Genomic DNA, 21,168 nt, shown 5'->3' on the forward strand with positions numbered 1-21,168 from the left:
GGCCAGTGCCAGCGCCAGCCAGCCGCGTCCGCCGCGCCAGCGTCGCCGCCAGCCGCCAGCCAGCGCGAACAGCGCTGCACCGGCGCCGCCGGCGAGCCAGCCGGCCCACCAGCGCGGCTCCTCGGTCACCGGTCCCTGCATGGCGAACTTCGGCCGCGCCTGTGCGTCGAAAATGCCCCAGTAGCCGCCGGCGGTGCCTTCCTGCGCGCGCTTCCATGGCTGGTCGAACGCCTCGATCACGTTGTACGGCATGTGCACGGTGGCGGCGTAGCGCAGGAACTCGCGCAGGTAGCGCGCCTCGTTGACCACGCTGGCGCTGGCCGCCTGCCGTGGCCGTCCCGCGCTCGGCCAGCCGGTCTCGCCGATCATCACGCGGCGGCCGGGAAATGCCTGCTGCACCTTCGCGTACACCGTCGCCACGTGCTGCACCGCGCGCTCGGGGGGCACCGGCTGGTCTTCCCAGTACGGCAGGATGTGGATGGTCAGGTAATCCACCGAGCCGGCCAGCTCGGGATGGCGCAGCCAGAATTCCCACACGTCGGCATAGGTCACCGGCACGCTGACCGCCGTGCGTACCTGGTGCAGGTAGCCGGCCAGTTGCGCCGAGGTCAGCTCGCCGCGCAGCAGCACCTCGTTGCCCACGATCACCCCGCGCAGCACCTGCGGGTACTTGTTCGCGGTGGCGATGCCCAAGGCGACCTGCTGCGCGTTCGCCCTGGCGTCGCCGCTCAACCAGATGCCCAGCAGCACCTTCATGCCGTAGCGTTCGGCGATGGCCGGCACCGCGCTCAGGCCCTGCCCCTGCGAGTAGGTGCGCACGCAGTCGAAGCGCTGCGACAGCGCGCGCAGGCCGGCGTCGATGCGTTCGGGACTGATGAAGGCGCTCGCGTCCAGCGGCGTCTCGCCGGCCTGGCGGAACGGCGCGTACGAGACGCAGGCGATCCGCGTCGACGGCGCGTCCGGCAGCGCCACCGGCCGGCCGACCGACCACCACCAGCTCGCCCCGGCCAGCGTGGCCAGCACCAGTACCAGCCACGCCGGCCAGGCGCGACGAAAGACGGGCGAAGCTGCTGGCGACATGCCGGTTCCGTGGATGCATGGAGACGAAGCGTGCCAGCTTAGCAGGGGGCCAACGCTCACCGAATCGCGACAAGCGGTTCAGCCGCATCGACTACACTGCCCGCGATCCAGCGCAGGAGTCTGCATGTCCGTCTTCCCCTCGCCGCGGCGCATCCTGCTCGCCGGGCTGCTGCTCGCCGGCTGGCTGGTGGCGGGTGTGCCGGCGCACGCCGCCGAACCCGACGCCGCCCAGCGTGCCGCCTTCAGGCAGGCCTATGCCGCCGCCCAGCAAGGTGGCGATGGCTGGCGCAACCTGGCTGGCGGCCTGCGCGACTACCCGCTGTATCCGTACCTGCAGGCGGCGGCGCTGCAGCACGACATCCAGCAGCTCGACCGGGCCAGCGTGGAGTCGTACCTAGCGCAGTACCCGGACTGGATCCCCGCCGCCGACCTGCGCCGCGCGTTCCTGCTGGAACTGGCGCGCCGGCAGGACTGGGCCACGTTCCTTGCGCTGTACCAGCCCGGCCTCGGCGACACGCTGGCCTGCGACGCCCTGCAGGCGCGGCTGGCCGGCGGCGGCACGCTGGAGTTCGAGCAGGACCTGGCTGGCTTGTGGGCCAAGCCGAACCTGCCCGACGCCTGCGACCCGGTGCTCGCTGCCGCGCACGACCAGGGTCTGCTGACCGACGCGCGCTTGTGGACGCGGATCGACCGCGCCGCCGACGCCGGCCAGGCCGGCACCATCGCCAACCTGGCCAGCTGGCTCGCCGAACCCGGCCGCGCCAGTGCGTTGCAACTCGCGCAGGCGCTGCGCGATCCGGCCGCCGCGCTGAACGCCGCGCGCGGCTGGCCCGACCAGCCGCGCCAGCGCCAGGCGGCCACGCTGGCGCTGACTCGCCAGGCCCGGCGCGACACCGACGCCGCCGACACCGCATGGCAGCAACTGCGGTCCCGCTTCAGCTTCAGCGAAGCACAGCGCAACCAGATCCTGCAGACCCTGGCGCTGTACCACGCCACCGATTTCGACAACGGCGCGCTGGCCGCGCTGATCGCGCTGCCGCCCGCCGCACAGACCGACGGCACACGCGAGTGGCGGGTACGCGTGGCGCTGGCGCAGCAGGACTGGAACGCGGTGCTGGCCGGCCTCGACGCGATGCCGGCCAGCCAGCAGCAGGACGGTGAATGGCAGTATTTCCGCGGCCGCGCGCTGGCCGCCCTGGGCCGTGACGACGAGGCGCGCCGGCTGTTCGACGCCCAGGCCGACAAGCCCACCTTCTTCGGCTTCCTGTCCGCCGACCGGCTCGACCAGCCGTACGCGATCTGCCCGCTGACCCTGGCCGACGACCCGCAACGCGAACAGGCCCTGCTGGCCAACCCCGGCCTGCTGCGTGCGTTCGAGCTCTACGCGGTGAACCTGCCGAAGCTGGCCCGGCGCGAATGGGCGCGTGCCTTGCAGGATGCCGACCCGGCAACCCAGCGGGTCGCCGCCGATATGGCCAACCGCCGCGGCTGGTACGACCGCGCCGTGTTCACCATGAGCAGCGGCGATGCGCTGCGGCTGTACGACCTGCGCTTCCCGCTGGCCAGCCAGGACGGTCTGGTGCCGCAGGCCGAACAGGCCGGGATCGAGCCCGCCTGGGCCTACGGCCTGCTGCGCGCGGAAAGTGCCTGGATGAGCGACGCGCAGTCTGGCGCCGATGCGCGCGGCCTGATGCAGCTGCTGCCGGCCACCGCCGCGCTGGTGGCGAAACGCAACGGCCTCGACTGGGGCGGTGGCGACACGCTGTACGACCCGGTCACCAACATCGCGCTGGGCACGCGCTACCTGGCGCAGATGGCGGCGCGCTTCGGCGGCTCGCCCTGGCTGGCCAGCGCCGCCTACAACGCCGGGCCGAACAAGGTCGAGCAATGGCTGGCCGCACGCGGCATGCTGGCGCCAGACCTGTTCATCGCCACCATCCCGTACAAGGAAACCCGCGAGTACGTGGCGCGGGTGATGGCGTTCAGCGTGATCTACGATTGGCGCCTGCGCGGCGACACGGTGATGCCGATGGCCAGCCGCCTGGGCGCGATCGGCCAGCCGTACGCACTGCCCACCGCCGCCGCGGCGCACCGGACGGTGGCCTGCCCGGCCGAAGCGGCGGCGACCCCGGCCGGTGCGGCCAGCGTCTCGCCCTGAAGGTCCATCGAGGATCGCTCCCATGGCCGCACAGCAACTCGTCATCCTCGGCGGCACCGGCTTCGTCGGCAGCCACCTGGTGCCGCGGCTGGTCGCCGACGGCCACCGCATCGTGCTGCTCAGCCGCAACCGCGAGCGGCACCGCGAGTTCGGCGTGCTGCCCACGGTCAGTGTGCGCAGCGCCGACATCTATGACGACGACGTGCTGCGGCGGCAGCTGGCCGGCGCCGACGCGGTGATCAACCTGGTCGGCATCCTCAACCCGCGCGGCCGCGACAGCTTCCAGCGCGTGCACGTGGAACTCACCCGCCGCCTGCTCGCCGCGTGCGAGGCCGGCGGCGTGCGTCGCCTGCACCAGATGAGCTCGCTGAAGGCGGGCCAGGGTCTGTCGCAATACCTGAAGAGCCGCGGCGAGGCCGAGGCGCTGGTCAGGGCTTCCGCACTGGACTGGACCATCTACCAGCCCAGCGTGATCTTCGGCCGCGGCGACGGTTTGGTCAGCCGCTTCGCCAAGCTGCTGCGGCAGCTGCCGGCCCTGCCGCTGGCGCGCGCGCCGTCGCGGATGGCGCCCACCTTCGTCGACGACGTGGCCGAGGCGATCGCCCGCTGTGTCGGCGACGCGAAGCTCGGCGTGCGGCGCAGCTTCGAGCTGTACGGCCCCGAGGTGCTCACGCTGGGCGAGATCGTGCGCGCGATCCGCGCCGCCGCCGGCCTGCGCACGCCGATCATCGCGCTGCCCGACAGCCTCGGCCGGCTGCAGGCGCAGTTTGCGGGGCTGCTGCCCGGCAAGCCTTTTTCGCTGGACAACTTCCGCTCGCTGCTGACCGACTCGGTCGGCACGGTGGACGGCTACGCCGCGCTGGGCATCGTGCCGCAGGCGCTCACGCGCTGGCTGCCGAGCTTGCTGGGGGGACCGCCGCGGCACCGCCGGCTGGCCGCGGCGCGTTCGCTGCGGCGCTGAAGGAGAGGCCCGCGGATCAGCGCGCGCCCAGCAGCAGGCGCAGGCGATCCAGCTCGGCGCCGTAGCGCGCGGCCACGGCCGGCTCGCGCGACCAGGGCTGGCGCGTGCGCAGCGCCGTGTGCGTATCCGCCGGCTCGTGCTGGAAGCCGACGCAAGCCTCGTCGTAGTCGAGCCCGCAGAACGCCAGCAGGCGGCGCACCATGGCGTCGGGCTCGGCCAGCAGCGCCTCGTGGTCGTGCACCAGCAAGCGTTGCGGGAACAGCCGCTGCCAATGCCGGCCGAGCCGCTCGTGGTCGCGCCAGTAGCTGGCGAGGTCGTCCAGGTCGTAGCTGAAGTCGTGGCCGCTGGCGAACAGCTCGCGATAGCAGGCGAAGCAGGTTTCCAGCGCGTCGCGCCGGCAGTGCACCACCCGCGCGCCGGGCAGCATCGCCATCGCCACGCCGACCAGGCGCCAGTTCAACCGGTGCGCATCGACGACACGCGGCCGGCCGCGGGCCACCGGCCCGATGCGCGCCAGGTAGTCGGCGCCCAGTCCGCCGACGTAGCCAAGCCCAGCCACTGCAGCAGCGGCTTCCCGCGCCGGGCCGACTCCTCGCTGACCACCCGTTGCAGGTGGGCCGACTCATCGACGCCGCCCACGTACGGATGCGCGGCCAGGACCTGCCCGGTGAGCCTGGCGCCGGCATGCGGCAGCGCCATCAGGAAGACCACCTGCCCGCCCAGCGTGGCGTCTGCGGCCCCGGCCAGCGGTTCGGCGAACGCCGCGAGCACGGCGTCGACATGCACCCGCATGCGTGCCGCGTTCCAGTCCAGCTGCCGGTGCCGCCATGCATTGGCCTTGCGCAAGGCGCGGAAGGCGGCACGGTAATCGGCCTGGTCCTCCAGCGCGCGGGCCAGCGCGAAGCCGAGCTGGATGCGCGCATGCGGTGTCGGCTGCGGCATCTGCAGCACCTGCTGCAGCCGAGCCACGTCGTCCGCGCCGAAGCGTTCGGCGTCCAGCGCGGACAACCCGCCCCAGGCTTCCGGATGGCCGGGCTCACGCCGCAGCACCTCGCGATAGTTCGCTGCCGCCTGGGCCCCGGCGCCGAGGCTGGCCTGCGCCGCGGCCAGCAGCAGGCGCGCCGCCAGGTGCTCTGGGTCGAGATCCAGCGCGCGGTGCAGTGCGGTGATCGCCCCCGCCGGACGGCCCAGCAGCTGGAACATCCGGCCCAGGTTGAACCATGCCGGGGCGAAGTCCGGCGCCAGCTCGCAGGCCCGCCGCAGCGCCGACAACGCCGCCTCGTTCTCGCCCCGGGACTGCAGCGAAACGCCCAGGCCGATGTGCAGCAGGGCGTCGCGCGGATCCTTCGCCAGCGCCTGGCGCAGGATCGCCACCGCCCGCGCGTGCTCGCCGCGCAGCTGCTGCAGCTGGGCCGACAGGCGCAATGCCTCCGTGCTGTCGGGCGCCAACGCCAGCGCCGCGGCCAGGGCCGCTTCGGCACGCACCAGGTCGCCGCCGGCCATCGCGCTGCTGGCTTCGTCGAGCCGCCGCACCGCCTGCGCCGACAGACCCACGGCACGGTTCCGCAGCAGCGGATGCGCCTGCCTTGCCACCATCGTCGAAGGCCCCCTGCCTGCCCGTGGATTCCGGTTCGCCAGCTTACGTGAGCGCTGCGGCGGCATAAAGCGACCTCGCTCCCGATCCGGCCACGCATGGCAGAATCCCCGCATGCACATCTTCCTGGTCGGCGGCGCGGTCCGCGACAAACTGTTGAACCGCCCGGTGGTCGACCGCGATCACGTGGTGGTCGGCGCGACACCGGAGCAGCTGCTGGCGCTGGGCTACAAGCCGGTGGGCAAGGATTTCCCGGTGTTCCTGCATCCCGCGACCGGTGAGGAATACGCGCTGGCGCGCACCGAGCGCAAGAGCGGGCGCGGTTACCACGGCTTCGTGTTCCAGGCCGACCCGACGATCACGCTGGAACAGGATCTGGCCCGCCGCGACCTCACCATCAACGCGATCGCCGAGGACGAGCACGGCGCGCTGACCGACCCGTTCGGTGGCGTACGCGACATCGAGGCGCGCCTGCTGCGCCACGCGTCGCCAGCGTTCGTCGAGGATCCGGTGCGGGTGCTGCGGGTGGCGCGTTTCGCCGCGCGATTTGCACCGCTCGGTTTCACGGTGGCCGCGGAAACCATGGCGCTGATGCGGCAGATGGTGGCCGACGGCGAGGTCGACTACCTGGTGCCGGAACGGGTGTGGGCGGAAACACGCAAGGCGCTGGGCGAGCCGCAGCCGTCGATGTTCCTGCGCGTGCTGCGCGAGTGCGGCGCGCTGGCCGTGCTGTTTCCCGAGGTCGATGCGCTGTACGGCGTGCCGCAGCGCACCGAGTTCCATCCGGAGATCGACACCGGCGTGCACATGGAGCTGGTGCTGGACGCGGCGGCGCGGCTGGCGCCGGGCAACGACGTGGTGGGCTTCTGCGCGTTGACCCACGATCTCGGCAAGGCGCTGACCCCGGCCGCCGAGCTGCCGCGCCACATCGGCCACGAGCATCGCGGCGTGGCACCGCTGCGCGCGCTGGCGGCACGACTGAAGGTCCCCACCGAGCATGCAACGCTGGCCGAGCTGGTCTGCCGGGAGCACTTGAACGTGCATCGCGCACTCGAGCTGAAACCCGCCACCGTGCTGAAGCTGCTGGGCGCGCTGGATGCCCTGCGCCGGCCGGCGCGGCTGGAGCTTTTCCTCGCCGCCTGCGAAGCGGACAAGCGCGGCCGGCGCGGCCACGAGCACGACGCTTACCCCCAGGCGGATTACCTGCGCGCGGCACGCACCGCCGCCGCCGCGGTCGAATCCGCCGACTTCGTCGCCCGCGGCCTGGCCGGCCCGGCGATCGGCAAAGCGATGGAGGCGGCGCGGATCCACGCCATCGCCGCACTGAGAACTCAGCCTTCGCCAAGGGGATCCGCGGTATAAAGCCCGGATGACAACGCCCGCCCGGGCACCCATTGATCCCCTCTTGCTGGAGTTGCCCGTGCCGAGCGCGTTCACCCCGACCTCTCCCTTGCGTCAGCGTTTCCGCCCGTTGTGGTGGCTGGTGATCACCTTTTTGCTCATCTCGCTTGCCACCCGCGTGGTGCTGCTGGTGATGTCCGGCGGCGAGGTGCCGCACACGCCGCTGAACCTGCTGTACGCGTTCGGCGTGGGGTTGGGCTACGACCTGGTCACCTGCGTCTATGTGGCATGGCCGCTGGTGCTGTTGCTGTGGATCGTGCCGACGCGAGCCGGGCGCATGTCCGGACTGTGGCGCTGGCAGTTGTCCGCCGTCGCGCTGCTGCTGACCTGTGCGCTCTTCCTGATCGCGCTGCACCTGATGTACCACGCCACGCTCAAGACCACCTGGCCGGTGTTGCTGCCGTTCCTGTTCATGCTGCCGCTGACCGCGTTCACCTACACCTCGCGTACCGGCCAGTGGGTACTGTACGGCTTCGCCCTGCTGCTGCTGTACGGGCTGCTGTTCGTGGCGGCGTCCGAGCTGGTGTTCTGGAACGAGTTCAGCGTGCGCTTCAACTTCATCGCGGTGGACTACCTCGTCTACACCACCGAGGTGATCGGCAACATCCGCGAGTCCTACCCGATCGGCCTGTGGCTGGCGCTGCTGGCGGCGATTACGCTGGTGTTGTTCGCGCTCGGCCGGCGTGCGCTGCGCGTATGCGACGACGGCAGCCGCTTCTGGCAGCGTGGCAAGGTGGCGCTGCTCTGGCTGGTGCTGACGGTGATCTCGGTTGCCGCGGTGAACGGCGGCATGAAGGACCACACCGGCAACAACTACGTCAACGAGCTGGCCGGCAACGGCATCTACCAGTTCTTCAACGCGTTCCGCAGCAACCACCTCGACTACGCGAAGTTCTACCGCACGCTGCCGGACGACGAGGCATTCCGCCGCGTGCGCGAGATGCTGAAGACGCCCGAGGCCACCTACGTCAGCGACGACCCGCGTGACCTCACCCGCGCGATCCGCCGGGTCGGCCCGGAGCAGCGCCTCAACGTGGTGCTGATCAGCGTGGAGAGCCTGTCCGGTGACTACCTGGGCACCTTCGGCAACCCGGACCACATCACGCCGTACCTCGACTCGCTGGTCGGCCAGAGCCTGTTCTTCGACCAGTTGTACGCCAACGGCACGCGCACCGTGCGCGGGCTGGAGGCGCTGGCGCTGTCGGTGCCGCCCACGCCCGGCGATTCGCTGCTGAAGGAGCGCAACAACGAGAACCTGTTCTCGCTGGCCAGCGTGTTCAACGACCGCGGCTATCAGTCCGACTTCGTCTACGGCGGCTACGGCGAGTTCGACAACATGAACTACTTCTTCGGCCACAACGGCTACCGCGCGGTCGACCGGCGCGACATTCCCAAGAGCGCCACCATCCACAGCGAGAACGTGTGGGGCGTGTCCGACGAGGACCTGTACACGCTGGCGATGGGCCGGATGGACCAGATCCATGCGGAAGGAAAACCGTTCTTCCTGCACCTCATGACCACCTCCAACCACCGCCCGTACACCTTCCCGGAAGGCCGCGTGAAGCAGCCCAACGGCACCCGCCAGGGCGCGGTGGCGTACACCGACTGGGCGATCGGCGACTTCATCCGGCGCGCGCGTGAAAAGTCGTATTTCGACGACACCGTGTTCGTGATCACCGCCGACCACTGCGCCTCCAGCGCGGGCAAGACCAGTGTGCCGGTGAACCGCTACCACGTGCCGCTGTGGATCTACGCGCCGAAGCACATCGCGCCGCAGCGGGTGGACCGCCTGATGGGCCAGGTCGACATCGCGCCGACCCTGCTCGGCCTGCTCAACTTCAGCTACCGCTCGCGCTTCTTCGGCTACGACCTGTTCCAGCTCGAACCAGGCCGCGAACGCGCGTTCCCGGCCACCTACGAGAAACTCGGCTACCTGCACCGCGATGTGCTCACCGTGCTGGAACCCGGCCGCAAGCTGGAGCAGATGAAGCCGGACTACGCCACCGGCGACGCCGTGCCGCTGCAGCCGCAGGACGAGGAGGAGATTGCGCAGACGGTGGCCTACTACCAGGTGGCCAGCGAGCTGTTCAAGCGCGGCCAGCTGGTGCGCCGACCGACCGACGCGACAGCAGTGGAGCCGCTGCCGGCAGCAGCGTCCCCGGTGCCTGCCGCAGCCAGCTCGGCGCCCACGCCGGCCGGCTCGACCGCGGCGCCGGCAGCAGCCGGTTCAGCTGCCGCGCCGGCGCACTGACCACGCTTCCACGCTCGCCAGTACGCTGGCGAGCGGCGTGCGCAACAGCAGCAGCGCGACGGCGATGCCGATGCCATCGGCCAACACGTCCAGCGCATCGGCGTCGCGCGGCGGGTCCAGCCACTGCGCGAACTCGATGAACACACCGAAGGCGAGGCAACCCAGCGCAGCCCAGCCACGCGAGCGGCGCGCGCGGTAGACGTTGCCCCACCAGCCCATCAGGCAGGTGAAGGTAGTGGCGTGCAGCAGCTTGTCGCCGTACGGAAACGCCAGCGTGATGCCCGGGTCCGGCGTCAGCGCCATCCACAGCACCCACAGCATGATCGCCCCGCCCAGCGCGACCCAGGCGCGATGCCAACGCAGTCGTACGGACGTCTGGACGTCCATCGTGCCGGTCAGAGCCGCCCGCCCTGGTCGGCGGCGAGCAGTTCGGCCGGCAGCGGCAGCGCGTCGAGGCTGCGCGCCAGCAGCATGGCCTGGAAGCGCTCGCCCATCTGCTCGGGCAGCATCAATCGCTTGGCCTGCTGCGCCAGCCGGTAGCGGCCGTGCTCGTCGGCAGTCGCCGCGTGCTCGCGCTCGAACACCTGCTGCAAGCCGGCGCCGATCAGGAACTGCGCCTGCGGCAGGTAGCCGGCCACGCCGAAGCCGGCGCTGTTGCCGGCCTCGGCCAGCGCGGTGAAATCGACCGAGGCGGTGAGGTCGTTCAGCCCCGGCAGGTATAGCGGGTCGCCGTGCGCGTGGTGGCGGTAGTGCGCCATCAAGGTGCCGTCGTCGCGCTCGGGCAGGTAGTACTCGCGGCGCACGTAGCCGTAGTCGACGAACAGCATCAGCCCGGCGGTGAGCGCGCTGGCCACCGCCTTGATCCAGTACGGCAACTGCGGCAGGATCTCCGAGCGGTAACCATCGACGAACTCGACGCCGAGGTCGCGCTCGACATGACGCACCGCACCGGCCACCAGCGCGTCGGCGGGGCGGTCGACGCGGATCAGGCGACCCTCGCCATCCAGCGCCACGTACTCCTCGTATACCTCGCCCTGGCGCATGGCAAAGCGGGTGGCCGGCAGTGCGTCGACCACCTCGTTGGCGAACAGCACCCCGTGCCAGTCCTGTTCGGGCGGACGGTCCAGCCACTGCACGCGGGCATGCAGCTCACCCGGCAGGTTCGCCGCGAGGCGCTTGCGCTGGCGCTCGCGCAGGTCGGCGCTGGGCTCCAGGATCAGATACTGCCGCGGCAGCGTGCCGCCAGCCGCCAGCGCCTTCAGCGCCGCCTCGGCGAACGCGCCGCTGCCGCCGCCCAGTTCGAGAAAATCCGCCTGCTCGCCCAGCATCGCCAGCACCGGCTGCACCGCGTTGACCACGCAGCCGGCGAACAGCCCACCCAGTTCCGGTGCGGTGACGAAGTCGCCGGCCGCGCCGAACTTGGTGCGCCCGGCGCTGTAGTAGCCCAGTCCCGGTGCGTACAGGCAGCGCTCCATGTATTGCGAGAACGGCATCGGCCCGTGTGAGGCGATCTGCTCGCGCAGCAGCTGCAGCAGGCGGTCGGAATGGGCACGCTCGTCGGCGCTGGGTTCGGGGAGGCGGGAGGGCATGGCGGTTGCCGGTCATGAAAACGCGGCAAGCATAGCGGATGGGCCGCAGCTCACAGCTTGCAATTGTAGGGCGGGCACTGCCCGCCGCTGTGCGTTGCAAGATCAGAAGCTGGCGGGCAGTGCCCGCCTTACGCCGTTGCAAGTTCAGGGTTGCGACTCAAAGGCTGGGGACGCCACTCGCCGCTCTTGCCGTTCCTATTCCCCATTCCCTATTCCCGTCCCTCAGAAATCCTTCTGCAGGCTCAGGTATACGCCGCGGCGCGGGCCGAACTGCGGTGCGCCGACGCCGATGCCGCTGCCGTCGCGCAGTTCATAGGTGCGGTCCAGCGCGTTGATCAGGGCCAGTTGCGCGTGCAGCTTGCCGAAGCGATCGAAGGCGAAGTCGTGCGCGACGTTGAGGTTGAGCTGGAAATACGCCGGCAGCGACGCACCGTTCGGCACCGCGCCGTCCTTGCGCAGGCCGCTGCCGAACAGGTAGTCGGCGCCGACCTGGGTGGCGTCGTCCAGCGCGTAGCTGATGCCGCCGGATGAGGTGAGCTTCTGGTCGTGGTCGAGGAAGATCCAGTGGCTGTTGACCCAGGCCAGGTCGTCCGGCGCGAAGTTGTACTGGCTGGTGATGATGCGCTTGCCGATCGCCTTGCCCAGCGACGCATTGAAGTATGCCGACAGCGGCCCCTGATCGTAGTTGACGGTGAATTCCAGGCCCTTCACCCGGCCCGCGGCGTAGTTGAAGGTGGAGTAGACCAGCGCGGAGCCGAACTGGCCCTCGTCCTGCAGGCGCTGCACCTTGCGGTAGTAGGCGTCCACGCCGACGGTCCAGGCCGAACCGATGTTCTGCGAGACACCGACGTCGAAGTAGTCCGAGCGCTCCGCCAGCGGCATGTTGTTGCCGTCGTCCGCCACCGCGTTGGTGGTGCCTTCGAACTTCGCGATGTTGCTGCTCGCGATCATCTCGGTCGCCGGCGGAGTGAAGTAGCGCGAATAGCCGGCGTGCACGGTGGTGCTGCCGGTGGCCTGCCAGACCAGGCCCAGGCGCGGGCTCAGCTGGCTCTCCGTGCGCGCCAGCTGGTAGCGGTCGCCGCGCAGGCCGTAGTTCAGCGTCCAGTTCTCGCCGATGCTCCACTCGTCCTGCACGTAGGCCGACCAGGTCTTCGCGATGAGGCGGCTGCCGTCGAGGATGTTGATCGGCGTGGTGCTGAGCTGGTTGCCGTCGGCGTCGGCCGGGAACACCCATGCGTCGTTGCCGCTGACCGCGCGCTCGAAGCTGCCGTAGACGCCGTAGCGCAACGTGTGGCGGTCGCCCAGCGGAGTGGCGAGGTCGGCCTGCAGGGTACTGGCGCGGTTGCTGCGGCTGACGGCGGAGGCGACCCCGTTGAACATCAGCTCGCCGATCCGGTCCGGTGCATAGGCAAGGCTGCTGTAGCGCTGGCCCACCGACACCTGGTAGTCGGTCGCGCCCAGCTGGCCCTGCAGGGCCAGCACGCCGAAACGGGTGTTCTCGCGCTGGCGTCCGTCGAGGTCGGCGGAGTTGAAATCGACCGTGTCGAGATAACCAAAGGCCGGTACCTGCCCTGGATTGTTGGGGATCTGGAAGCGGTTGTTGGCGACGCCGAACAGGAAGCTCAGGCGGGTGTCGTTGTCGATCAGATAGCTGATGTCGCCAAAACCCTTCACCTGATTGGTGTGGTCGTGGATCGGCTTTTTGCTCGGCGTGGGATTCTCGATGCCGGCATCGTTCTTCATGTAGTTGCCGGTGAAGAACCAGCTCCAGCGATCGTTGCTGCCCCACGCCGAGGCGTTCGGGTTGAGCGTGCCGTTGCTGCCGCCGGTGATGCCGACGCTGCCACCGTTGCCGAGGTCGTGGCCGCTCTTCGTGGTGATGTCGACCACCGCCGCCGTGCGCAGGCCGTACTGCGCCGGCAGCGCGCCATCGAGCAGTTTCACGGTGTGGATGGTGCGCGCGTCCAGACTCTGGCCGAAGCCGCCGATCGACTCGGGAATGATCACGCCGTTGATGCGGTACTGCAGGTTCGCGTGGTCGCCGCGCACGTGCACGCTACCGTAGGAGTCCTGCACTACGCCCGGCGCCTGCAGCAGCACCTGGTTCAGCGGCGTGGACGCGCCGAGCGGCAGCCGTGCGATCGCCTTGTGGTCGATCACGTACTGGCTGCTGCCGGTATCCGGCGACAGCGCGTTGCGTGCCTGGTCGAGCGCGCCGGAGACCGAGATCTCGCCCAGATTCTGCACCTTGACCGGCTGCTTGTTGCGGCTGCCGTCGTCGATTGGATCGTCCCCGATCGCGGTGACTGCGGGGGCAGCCATTGCCGGCGTCGTGTCGGCGGCATGCGCGATGCTCGTACCCAGGGCAACGGCAAGACTCACGGCGAGCAGGGGCGGGTTCATCGGCAATTCCGGCAGAGGTAGATGAGGATGCTTGTTCTGTAACGTTATAACATTACTGATAAATTTTCCGTGCTGCCTGCGCCAGAAGTCATGTCGCCGGCGAAATTATTGATCCCCGCTTCATGCAACGCCTCTAGACTGCAAGGACGCATGTCGCGACCGGCGACCTCCCACGGAGCCACGCATGACCCAGCGCAGCCAGCAGGTACCCGCCGTCATCGCGCCGGTCGACCACGGCCGGATCGCCGAGGCGATCCTGGATTTCGTCAGCGAGGTGCCCGACAGCAGGATCGGCAACACCCCGGACCCCGCCAGCGAGGCCCGCCGGCTGGCCAACCGCGCGGCCCAGCGCGCCGCGCTCGCCGCTGGCTCGCTGGCGCTGCCGCCGGGGCCGCTGGGCTGGCTGACCTTGCTGCCGGAAATGATCGCGATCTGGAAGATCCAGGCACAGATGGTAAGCGACATCGCCGCCGCCTACGGCCGCCACACCAGTCTCGGGCGCGAGCAGATGATGTGGTGCCTGTTCCGCCACACCGCGGCGCAGGCATTCCGCGACCTGGTGGTGCGCATGGGCGACCGGCTGCTGTTCCGGCGCGTGTCCTACACCGTGCTCGAACGCGTAGCGAAACAGGTCGGCATCAAGCTGACCGGGCGCACGCTCGGCAAGGGCGTCTCGCGCTGGCTGCCGGTGATCGGCGCGCTGGGCGTCGGCGCGTATGCCTATTACGACACCGGGCAAGTCGCCGGCACCGCAATCGAGCTGTTCGAAGGGGAGATCGCGGTGGAAGACGCCGCCGACAGCAGCGGCCCGCAACCCACGGCAACGGCAACGGCAATGCCCACGCGCCGCGCGACGGACCGGCTGGCCGGCAACGCCGTGACTGGCGCCGCACACACGCTGGCCGCTGCCGCGCGCAGGGCAACCCGCCGGCCGCGCAAGCCGAAAGCACCATGACGGCGGCGACGCCTCATGACGTCATCGTCGCTTTGCGGCAAGCTGTGCGCTGCATCCCTGCCGGAGCCAGCACATGTCGCCACGCCGCGATCGTCCCGTTGCGCTGATCACCGGCGCCGGCCGCCGTGTCGGCGCGGTGACCGCACGCACGCTGCACGCGGCCGGCTACGACCTGGCGCTGCACTACCGCCATTCCGCCGACGACGCCCGCGCGCTGGCCGACGAACTGGAGCGGCAACGCGGCGGCAGCACCCTGCTGCTGCAGGCCGAACTGGCCGAGCTGCCGGCCCTGCCGGCGCTGATCGAACAATTGCTGGCGTACTACGGCCGGCTGGACGCGTTGGTCAACAACGCCTCGGCGTTCTTCCCCACTCCGCTCGGCACGGCGACGCCGCAACAATGGAACGCGCTGTTTGCCTCCAACGCGCAGGCGCCGTTCTTCCTCAGCCAGGCGGCGATCCCGGCGCTGCGCGAAGCGCGCGGCGGCATCGTCAACATGATCGACATCTACGCCGAGCGGCCGCTGGCGGAACATGCCGTGTACTGCATGGCGAAAGCCGCACTGGCCGCGATGACCCGCTCGCTGGCGCTGGAACTCGGCCCGGAGATACGCGTCAACGGCGTGGCGCCCGGTGCGGTGCTGTGGCCCAGCGACAGCAAGCCCTACGCGGACCAGCAGGCGATGCTGGCACGCACGCCGTTGCAGCACGCCGGCACGCCGGACGACGTCGCCGGCGCCGTGCTGTGGCTGCTGCGCGATGCGCGGTACGTCACCGGGCAGATCATCCGCGTGGACGGCGGTCGCACGTTGTCGGTATGAACGGCGCCGCGCAGCCCGGCGCGGCGCCGGAGCGCCAGGCCGATGCACGGCTAACCGTGCTGGCGGTCGTACGGGCTGACCAGGCCGTCGGCAGAAAAGCGCTTGTATTGCCACTGGTATTGCGTGAAAGCCAGTTCCACGCATGCCTGCACTCCACGGTTGAGTGCCGCGCAGGCTACCTCCAGCGCGGGGTCGGTCAGCTCCGGCGGCGCCGGCAGCAGATGGATGCGGTAGCCGGCGCCACGCGGCAGCCGCTCGGCGAATGCGTACAGCACGGCCGCGCCGGTGCGCGCGGCCAGCCGCGGCAGCAGCACCATGGTCAGCGCCTCGCGGCCGAAGAACGGCGCGACCTGGCCCTCGCCCGCGCGTGGCTTCTGGTCCGGCAGGATGCCCACCGTGCCGCCGGCGGCCAGCCGCTTGTACAGCGTGCGCACGCCGGCACCGTCGGCACGCACCTGCTCCGGCGCCAGCGCGCCGCGCACCTTGCGCAGCAGGCCCTCGACCGCGGCAATCCGCGGCGGCCGGTACAGGATCGCCATCGGCGTCTTGCGGCACAGCCAGTAGTTGAGCAGCTCCCAGCAGCCCAGGTGCGGCGCGGCGATGATCACCCCCTTGCCGGCAGCCAGCGCGGCATCCAGCAGCGCCTCGCCACGTACCTCGCGCACCAGCGCCAGCGCGCGCCCGGCGCCGGCGCCCCAGACCTTGACGATCTCGCTGGCCGACTTGCCGCTCTCGGCCATCACCTCGCGCAGCAGCGCGGCCTGCGCCCTGTCATCCAGCTGCGGGCGCGCGATCGCCAGGTTCGCTGCGGTGTTGTGCACCGTGCGGCCGCCGCGCCACAGCAGCAGCCAACCCAGGGCGGCACCCAGGCCATGCAGCGTGCGCAGCGGCAGCAGCGCCAGCAGTCGCAGCAGCAGGTAGATGAAGTACATGTCGATACGCATCCGTGCAGTTTACGGGAGGCGGCTTGTGGCAATCGCACCCATGCCGGCGACCGGCCATCTTTCACCGGCCGGGGCGGCACCGTAAGCTGGGCGCCCCACTACCGCCATGCGTCCATGATTGCCCTGATCCAGCGCGTACTGTCCGCCAGTGTCAGTGTCGGCGATGAAATGGTCGGCGCGATCGGCCCCGGCCTGCTCGCGCTGGTGGCGGTGCAGCCCGACGACGGCGAGGCGCAGGCGAAGCGCATGCTGGAGCGCCTGCTCGGCTACCGCGTGTTCGCCGATGCCAGCGGCAAGATGAATCGCTCGCTCGCCGACACCGGCGGCGCCCTGCTGCTGGTCAGCCAGTTCACCCTGGCCGCCGACACCCGTTCCGGCATGCGCCCCAGCTTCACCAGCGCGGCGCCGCCCGAGCATGGCCGGCGCTGGTTCGAGCGACTGTTGGAGCTGGCCCGCGCCGCGCATCCGGGGGTGGAAACCGGGCGCTTCGGCGCCCATATGGTGATCCGGCTGGTGAACGATGGCCCGGTGACTTTCTGGCTCGACACCGGCTGAACGGACGCCGGCGCGCGATGTCCGGCCCGGTGCGGGCAAAGCCACGGCAACACCGCGATTTGGCGCGATTTTTGCGTACCCGATCGCAGCCTTTTTTCACTTGAAAACTGGTCAAAAAAGCAGCATATCGCTATAATGTCCGGTTCTTGAACCTTGCGGCGGTCGGTGAATGAATAGCAAAGCTCCCCACGAGCAACAGTCTGAAATCAAGGCGCTCATCTCCAAAGGCCTGGAGCAGGGCTACCTGACCTACGCCGAGATCAACGACCACCTGCCCGACGACATCGTCGACCCCGAGCAGATCGAAGACATCATGGCGGTGCTCAAGGGCGTCGGCATCGAAGTGCACGACGCCGCGCCGGATACCGACCCGCTGGCCGACAAAGCCGGCAGCAGCACCGACGACGAGGCCGCCGCCGAGGAAGCCGTGGCGCTGCTCTCCGCGGTGGATTCCGAGGTGGGCCGCACCACCGACCCGGTGCGCATGTACATGCGCGAGATGGGCACGGTCGAGCTGCTTACCCGCGAGGGCGAGATCGCCATCGCCAAGCGCATCGAGGAAGGCCTGGGCCAGGTGCAGACGGCGCTGGCCAGCTTCCCGCTGACCATCGAGCTGCTGCTGGAGGAATACGACCAGCACCTGGACGGCAAGCGCCGCCTCAGCGAGATCCTGGCCGGCTTCCTCGACCTGGAGGAAGCCGCCGACCTCGCCCGCAAGGAGAAGGAAGCCGCCGCGCTGCTGGCCCCGGAAGTCGAGGACAGCGAGGAAGGTGACGAGGACGAGGACGAAACTGCCACCGAGGACGAGGAAGAAGCCGGCCCCAGCGGCCCCGACCCGGAAGAGGTCAAGCGCCGCATGGAGTTGCTGCGCGAGTACTACGCCAAGTTCCAGAAGGCCGCGCCGAAAGCCGCCAGCATCACCGACAAGAAAATCGTCAAGCTGCGCGACCAGATGGCCGAGGAATTCCTCAAGCTCAAGCTGCCCAGCGCGCTGATCGACGGCTTCGTGCGCAAGCTGCGCGAGGTGGTCAACGACATCCGTCACCACGAGCGCGTGCTGATGGACATCTTCGTCAAGCAGGTGAAGATGCCCAAGGCCGAGTTCATCAAGGCGTTCCCGAGCAACGAGGGCAACCCCGAGTGGGTGGCCGAGCTGAGCCGCAAGCGCCAGAAGTGGTCGCCGAACATCAAGACCCATCGCGAGGCGATCGACGCCGAGCAGGAGAAGCTGGCCGCGATCGAGCGCAAGCTGTTCCTGCCGCTGATCGACATCAAGGACATCAACCGCGCCATGGCCAGCGGCGAAGCCAAGGCCCGCCGCGCCAAGAAGGAGATGGTGGAGGCGAACCTGCGCCTGGTGATCTCGATCGCCAAGAAGTACACCAACCGCGGCCTGCAGTTCCTCGATCTGATCCAGGAGGGCAACATCGGCCTGATGAAGGCGGTGGACAAGTTCGAGTACCGCCGCGGCTACAAGTTCTCGACCTACGCCACCTGGTGGATCCGCCAGGCGATCACCCGTTCGATCGCCGACCAGGCGCGCACCATCCGCATCCCGGTGCACATGATCGAGACGATCAACAAGTTGAACCGCATTTCCCGCCAGATGCTGCAGCAGTTCGGCCGCGAGGCGACGCCGGAAGAGCTGGCCAAGGAAATGGAGATGCCCGAGGACAAGATCCGCAAGGTGCTGAAGATCGCCAAGGAACCGATCTCGATGGAAACCCCGATCGGCGACGACGAGGATTCCCACCTGGGCGACTTCATCGAGGACGGCAACGCCAGCTCGCCGATCGACTCGGCGACCGAGACCGGCCTGATGGAAACCGTGCGCGACGTGCTGGCCGGGCTCACCCCGCGGGAAGCGAAGGTGCTGCGCATGCGCTTCGGCATCGACATGAACACCGACCACACCCTCGAGGAAGTCGGCAAGCAGTTCGACGTCACCCGCGAGCGCATCCGCCAGATCGAAGCCAAGGCGCTGCGCAAGCTGCGTCATCCCAGCCGTTCCGAACAGCTGCGCTCATTCCTCGACGTGGAGTGAACCCGGCCGATCCATGGGCAAGCGACGACGGCCGCGCAAGCGGCCGTCGTCGCATCCGGCGCCTGCTCAGCCTATGTCGTAGAAGAACTGCTCGCGCACGACCTCGCCGTCGCGCACCTGGTACACGCAGATCTCCGCCATCTGCACGCGACCGCGGCCCCTGAAGGTCACGTCCATCGTCATCGACACGCTGAACCAGTTGCCCGCCATCACCGGTTCGCTCACGCTGCTCGCGTGCACCGCCTCCACCATGGCGCTGAACTGGCGGCCCTTCTCGTAGATCGCCTCCAATCCCTGCGCGTCGCCCAGCGCACCCGCCGGTGCGCCCGGCATCTCGATGCTCACCGCATCCTGCGCATACAGCTCCCGCTGCGCCTGCTCGTGTTCGCCCTTGCGGCATAGTTCGACCAGTCGTTTCGCCACGGCCTCGGTATTCATGCTCGACCTCCTCGGGGATGGAACCGCCAGACTATGCCGCCCCGCTGACAGCGTGCTGTCAGCAGCCTCGATCGCTCGACGCCCGAATCTCCCGCCGCTACCATGGACCCACGGGCCTATAGCTCAATGGTTAGAGCAGGGGACTCATCGAAAGGTGCCGCCATGCAGTAATGCGTGGACGGGAACGGGATGAATTCAGGGAAACCTCAGCGGCGCGCATGCGGCCGGTGGCAACCCTGAGCCAAGCCGCCGGTACACCGGCGGAAGGTGCAGAGACTACCTGGGGGCTTCAGCGCCCTTGATCACAGGCTAGAGCGTCCCGCACCCCAGCCGCAGAAGACGATGCAGCTTGCGGCGGGTGAAGAGATAGTCCGCGCCGAAGGGAAACCTCCGGAATACGCGAATCCCTTGGTTCCAGGTTCGAGTCCTGGTGGGCCCACCATCTAACAGTCCAAGGTTGTCCACATTAGTCCCACGACTCCTGCGAAACACCGCAGGATGCCTAGGTTCCGGTACGCCATAGTCCGAGTTGGCCCACTTGAATCCGAGAGAGAAGTGAGTCAGGCTGTGAGTCAGCGGGTATCGGTGATGCTCGATAACTCACAATTACATGACTCACATGCTGACAGATACCAAGCTGCGCTCCCTGAAACTTCGCGAAGATGCATACCGTGTCGCCGACACGAATGGCCTGTGCATCGAAGTGCGACCATCAGGAGCGAAGGTGTGGCGTTATCGCTATCGCCACTCGGGCAAGGCAAGCATGATCACGCTTGCCGAGTATCCGATTATGTCGCTCGGCGAGGCGCGAGCCGAGCGGGATCGGCTGCGGGCATTGGTTAAGGGCGGCGCCAATCCTACCCAGGTGGCTCGCATCGAGCGGGCCGCACAGACCGAGCGAGCCAGATCCACCTTCAGCGCGATCGCCATTGAACTACTGGAGAAGCGAACCAAGGAGGGACTGACTCCCGGATCTGTGAAGCGCGAGCGTCGTCTGATCGAGAAGGACCTGGCGAGCATCAGCGATATCCCAATCACGGACGTGACGGCCCCGGTGTTGCTGGTAGCGTTGCGCAAGTTGGAGAAGCGTGGCGTTGCCGAGACGGCGCACCGGACACGCTCACTTGCTAGCCGTGTGTTCCGCTACGCGATTGCCACTGGGCGGGCGACATCTAACCCAGCCGATAGCTTGGTCGGAGCGCTGGAGCAACCACGGACCAGGCACTTCGCGAGCATCACCGATCCTGCCCAGATCAGCGACCTATTGCGGGCAATGTATTCCTATCAAGGGTCGCCGGTTACCTTGGCGGCGTTGCGGTTGGGACCGATGCTCTTCGTACGACCCGGGGAGTTGCGAAAAGCTCGATGGGAGGATGTCGATCTTGAAAAGGCCGAGTGGCGTTTTGTCGCCAGTAAGACAGGAACGCCACACATCGTGCCTCTGTCGTCGCAGGCGAAAGAGGTTTTCGAAGATCTGAGGCATCTTACCCGCCGGAGCGAGTTTGTCTTTCCGGGAGTCAGAAGTTCAAAGCGTCCGATGAGTGAGAACACAATCAACGCGGCGCTTCGGAACCTTGGCTTCGATGGCGACACCATAACTGGCCACGGCTTCAGGGCCATGGCGAGAACAGTCTTGGATGAGGTTTTGGGTTTCCGACCTGACCACATCGAGCATCAACTGGCGCATGCAGTCCGGGATCCGCTTGGGCGTGCCTACAACCGCACCGCACACTTGCCCGAGCGAAAGAAGATGATGCAGGCCTGGGCCGACTATCTTGATCAGCTTCGAGAAAGTACGGAAAAGGTCGTTTCGATCAGGCGAAAGGCTGGTTAGTGCGGTGAGCAACTTCCGACCCGAACAGCCAAGGCAAGACCCTGCATATCAACGTTGCGGCCTGCGGACTCGCCGCGTAAGGCTGATGAATAACTGGGATCGCTTTTTGCAGTTCTGCTGCACAGTCGTTCCGTCCCCTGC

General features: G+C 68.7%; 17 protein-coding genes. 9 read left to right on the forward strand and 8 right to left on the reverse strand.

Annotated elements, in window-relative coordinates; translation table 11 throughout:
• Positions 1-1,080, reverse strand: a 1,080-nt coding sequence (locus UUA_RS00030; protein ID WP_008433177.1) for a glycoside hydrolase family 17 protein, incomplete at its 3' end; no start/stop codon positions are given.
• Between the two features lie 124 nt (positions 1,081-1,204).
• Between UUA_RS00030 and UUA_RS00035 the strand changes: the two genes are divergently transcribed.
• Together UUA_RS00035 and UUA_RS00040 are read left to right on the forward strand one after the other, a co-directional pair.
• Positions 1,205-3,238 (forward strand): transglycosylase SLT domain-containing protein, encoded by a 2,034-nt coding sequence (locus UUA_RS00035; RefSeq protein WP_008433179.1) that lies wholly within the window; start codon positions 1,205-1,207, stop codon positions 3,236-3,238.
• A 22-nt stretch (positions 3,239-3,260) separates the two neighbouring features.
• On the forward strand, positions 3,261-4,199 hold the full coding sequence (locus UUA_RS00040; protein ID WP_008433181.1) for a complex I NDUFA9 subunit family protein: 939 nt from the start codon (positions 3,261-3,263) through the stop codon (positions 4,197-4,199).
• A gap of 16 nt (positions 4,200-4,215) precedes the next feature.
• Here UUA_RS00040 and UUA_RS19915 read toward each other — a convergent pair whose 3' ends face one another.
• Both UUA_RS19915 and UUA_RS00045 read right to left on the reverse strand, forming a co-directional pair.
• Positions 4,216-4,659, reverse strand: a complete 444-nt coding sequence (locus UUA_RS19915; protein WP_238532979.1) for a sulfotransferase family protein — start codon at positions 4,657-4,659, stop codon at positions 4,216-4,218.
• Positions 4,656-5,753, reverse strand: a complete 1,098-nt coding sequence (locus UUA_RS00045; RefSeq protein ID WP_238532980.1) for a tetratricopeptide repeat protein — start codon at positions 5,751-5,753, stop codon at positions 4,656-4,658. Before UUA_RS00045 ends, UUA_RS19915 begins: the two co-directional genes overlap by 4 nt.
• Positions 5,754-5,907: 154 nt before the next feature.
• On the opposite strand from UUA_RS00045, the gene UUA_RS00050 reads away from it, so the two are divergent.
• Together UUA_RS00050 and UUA_RS00055 are read left to right on the forward strand one after the other, a co-directional pair.
• Positions 5,908-7,155, forward strand: coding sequence for a multifunctional CCA addition/repair protein (locus UUA_RS00050; RefSeq protein ID WP_008433184.1), 1,248 nt, complete (start codon positions 5,908-5,910; stop codon positions 7,153-7,155).
• A gap of 43 nt (positions 7,156-7,198) precedes the next feature.
• Complete coding sequence (locus UUA_RS00055) at positions 7,199-9,445, forward strand: LTA synthase family protein (protein WP_008433185.1); 2,247 nt, start codon at positions 7,199-7,201, stop codon at positions 9,443-9,445.
• Here UUA_RS00055 and UUA_RS00060 read toward each other — a convergent pair.
• The 3 genes from UUA_RS00060 to UUA_RS00070 all read right to left on the reverse strand — a co-directional run bounded on the left by UUA_RS00060 (position 9,422) and on the right by UUA_RS00070 (position 13,437).
• Positions 9,422-9,832 (reverse strand): VanZ family protein, encoded by a 411-nt coding sequence (locus tag UUA_RS00060; protein WP_008433186.1) that lies wholly within the window; start codon positions 9,830-9,832, stop codon positions 9,422-9,424. The genes UUA_RS00055 and UUA_RS00060 overlap by 24 nt on opposite strands.
• Before the next feature lie 8 nt (positions 9,833-9,840).
• Positions 9,841-11,034, reverse strand: coding sequence for a class I SAM-dependent methyltransferase (locus UUA_RS00065; RefSeq protein WP_008433187.1), 1,194 nt, complete (start codon positions 11,032-11,034; stop codon positions 9,841-9,843).
• 222 nt (positions 11,035-11,256) lie between these two features.
• The gene (locus UUA_RS00070) at positions 11,257-13,437 is read right to left on the reverse strand and encodes a TonB-dependent receptor (protein WP_008433188.1); all 2,181 of its coding nucleotides are present in this window, start codon (positions 13,435-13,437) and stop codon (positions 11,257-11,259) included.
• Between the two features lie 184 nt (positions 13,438-13,621).
• Between UUA_RS00070 and UUA_RS00075 the strand changes: the two genes are divergently transcribed.
• Together UUA_RS00075 and UUA_RS00080 are read left to right on the forward strand one after the other, a co-directional pair.
• Positions 13,622-14,392 (forward strand): hypothetical protein, encoded by a 771-nt coding sequence (locus UUA_RS00075; RefSeq protein WP_008433189.1) that lies wholly within the window; start codon positions 13,622-13,624, stop codon positions 14,390-14,392.
• Positions 14,393-14,465: 73 nt separating this feature from the next.
• Complete coding sequence (locus tag UUA_RS00080; RefSeq protein ID WP_008433190.1) at positions 14,466-15,212, forward strand: pteridine reductase; 747 nt, start codon at positions 14,466-14,468, stop codon at positions 15,210-15,212.
• Between the two features lie 50 nt (positions 15,213-15,262).
• Here UUA_RS00080 and UUA_RS00085 read toward each other — a convergent pair whose 3' ends face one another.
• Positions 15,263-16,156 carry an LpxL/LpxP family acyltransferase gene (locus UUA_RS00085; protein ID WP_039953282.1) on the reverse strand — a complete coding sequence of 298 codons (894 nt, stop codon included), beginning with the start codon at positions 16,154-16,156 and terminating at the stop codon, positions 15,263-15,265.
• A 114-nt stretch (positions 16,157-16,270) separates the two neighbouring features.
• Here UUA_RS00085 and dtd point away from each other — a divergent pair, with 114 nt between their 5' ends.
• On the forward strand, positions 16,271-16,711 hold the full coding sequence (dtd, locus tag UUA_RS00090) for a D-aminoacyl-tRNA deacylase (RefSeq protein ID WP_008433192.1): 441 nt from the start codon (positions 16,271-16,273) through the stop codon (positions 16,709-16,711).
• 169 nt (positions 16,712-16,880) lie between these two features.
• A complete protein-coding gene (rpoD, locus tag UUA_RS00095; RefSeq protein WP_008433193.1) occupies positions 16,881-18,755 on the forward strand; it encodes an RNA polymerase sigma factor RpoD in 1,875 nt (624 codons plus the stop codon).
• A 66-nt stretch (positions 18,756-18,821) separates the two neighbouring features.
• Here the strand turns inward: rpoD and UUA_RS00100 are convergent, their stop codons facing one another.
• On the reverse strand, positions 18,822-19,193 hold the full coding sequence (locus UUA_RS00100) for a SnoaL-like domain-containing protein (protein WP_008433194.1): 372 nt from the start codon (positions 19,191-19,193) through the stop codon (positions 18,822-18,824).
• A gap of 619 nt (positions 19,194-19,812) precedes the next feature.
• On the opposite strand from UUA_RS00100, the gene UUA_RS00105 reads away from it, so the two are divergent.
• Positions 19,813-21,027, forward strand: coding sequence for a tyrosine-type recombinase/integrase (locus UUA_RS00105; protein ID WP_039953294.1), 1,215 nt, complete (start codon positions 19,813-19,815; stop codon positions 21,025-21,027).
• Positions 21,028-21,168: the final 141 nt, after the last annotated feature.

It is taken from the genome of Rhodanobacter thiooxydans LCS2, assembly GCF_000264375.1.
GTDB classification, from domain to species: domain Bacteria; phylum Pseudomonadota; class Gammaproteobacteria; order Xanthomonadales; family Rhodanobacteraceae; genus Rhodanobacter; species Rhodanobacter thiooxydans.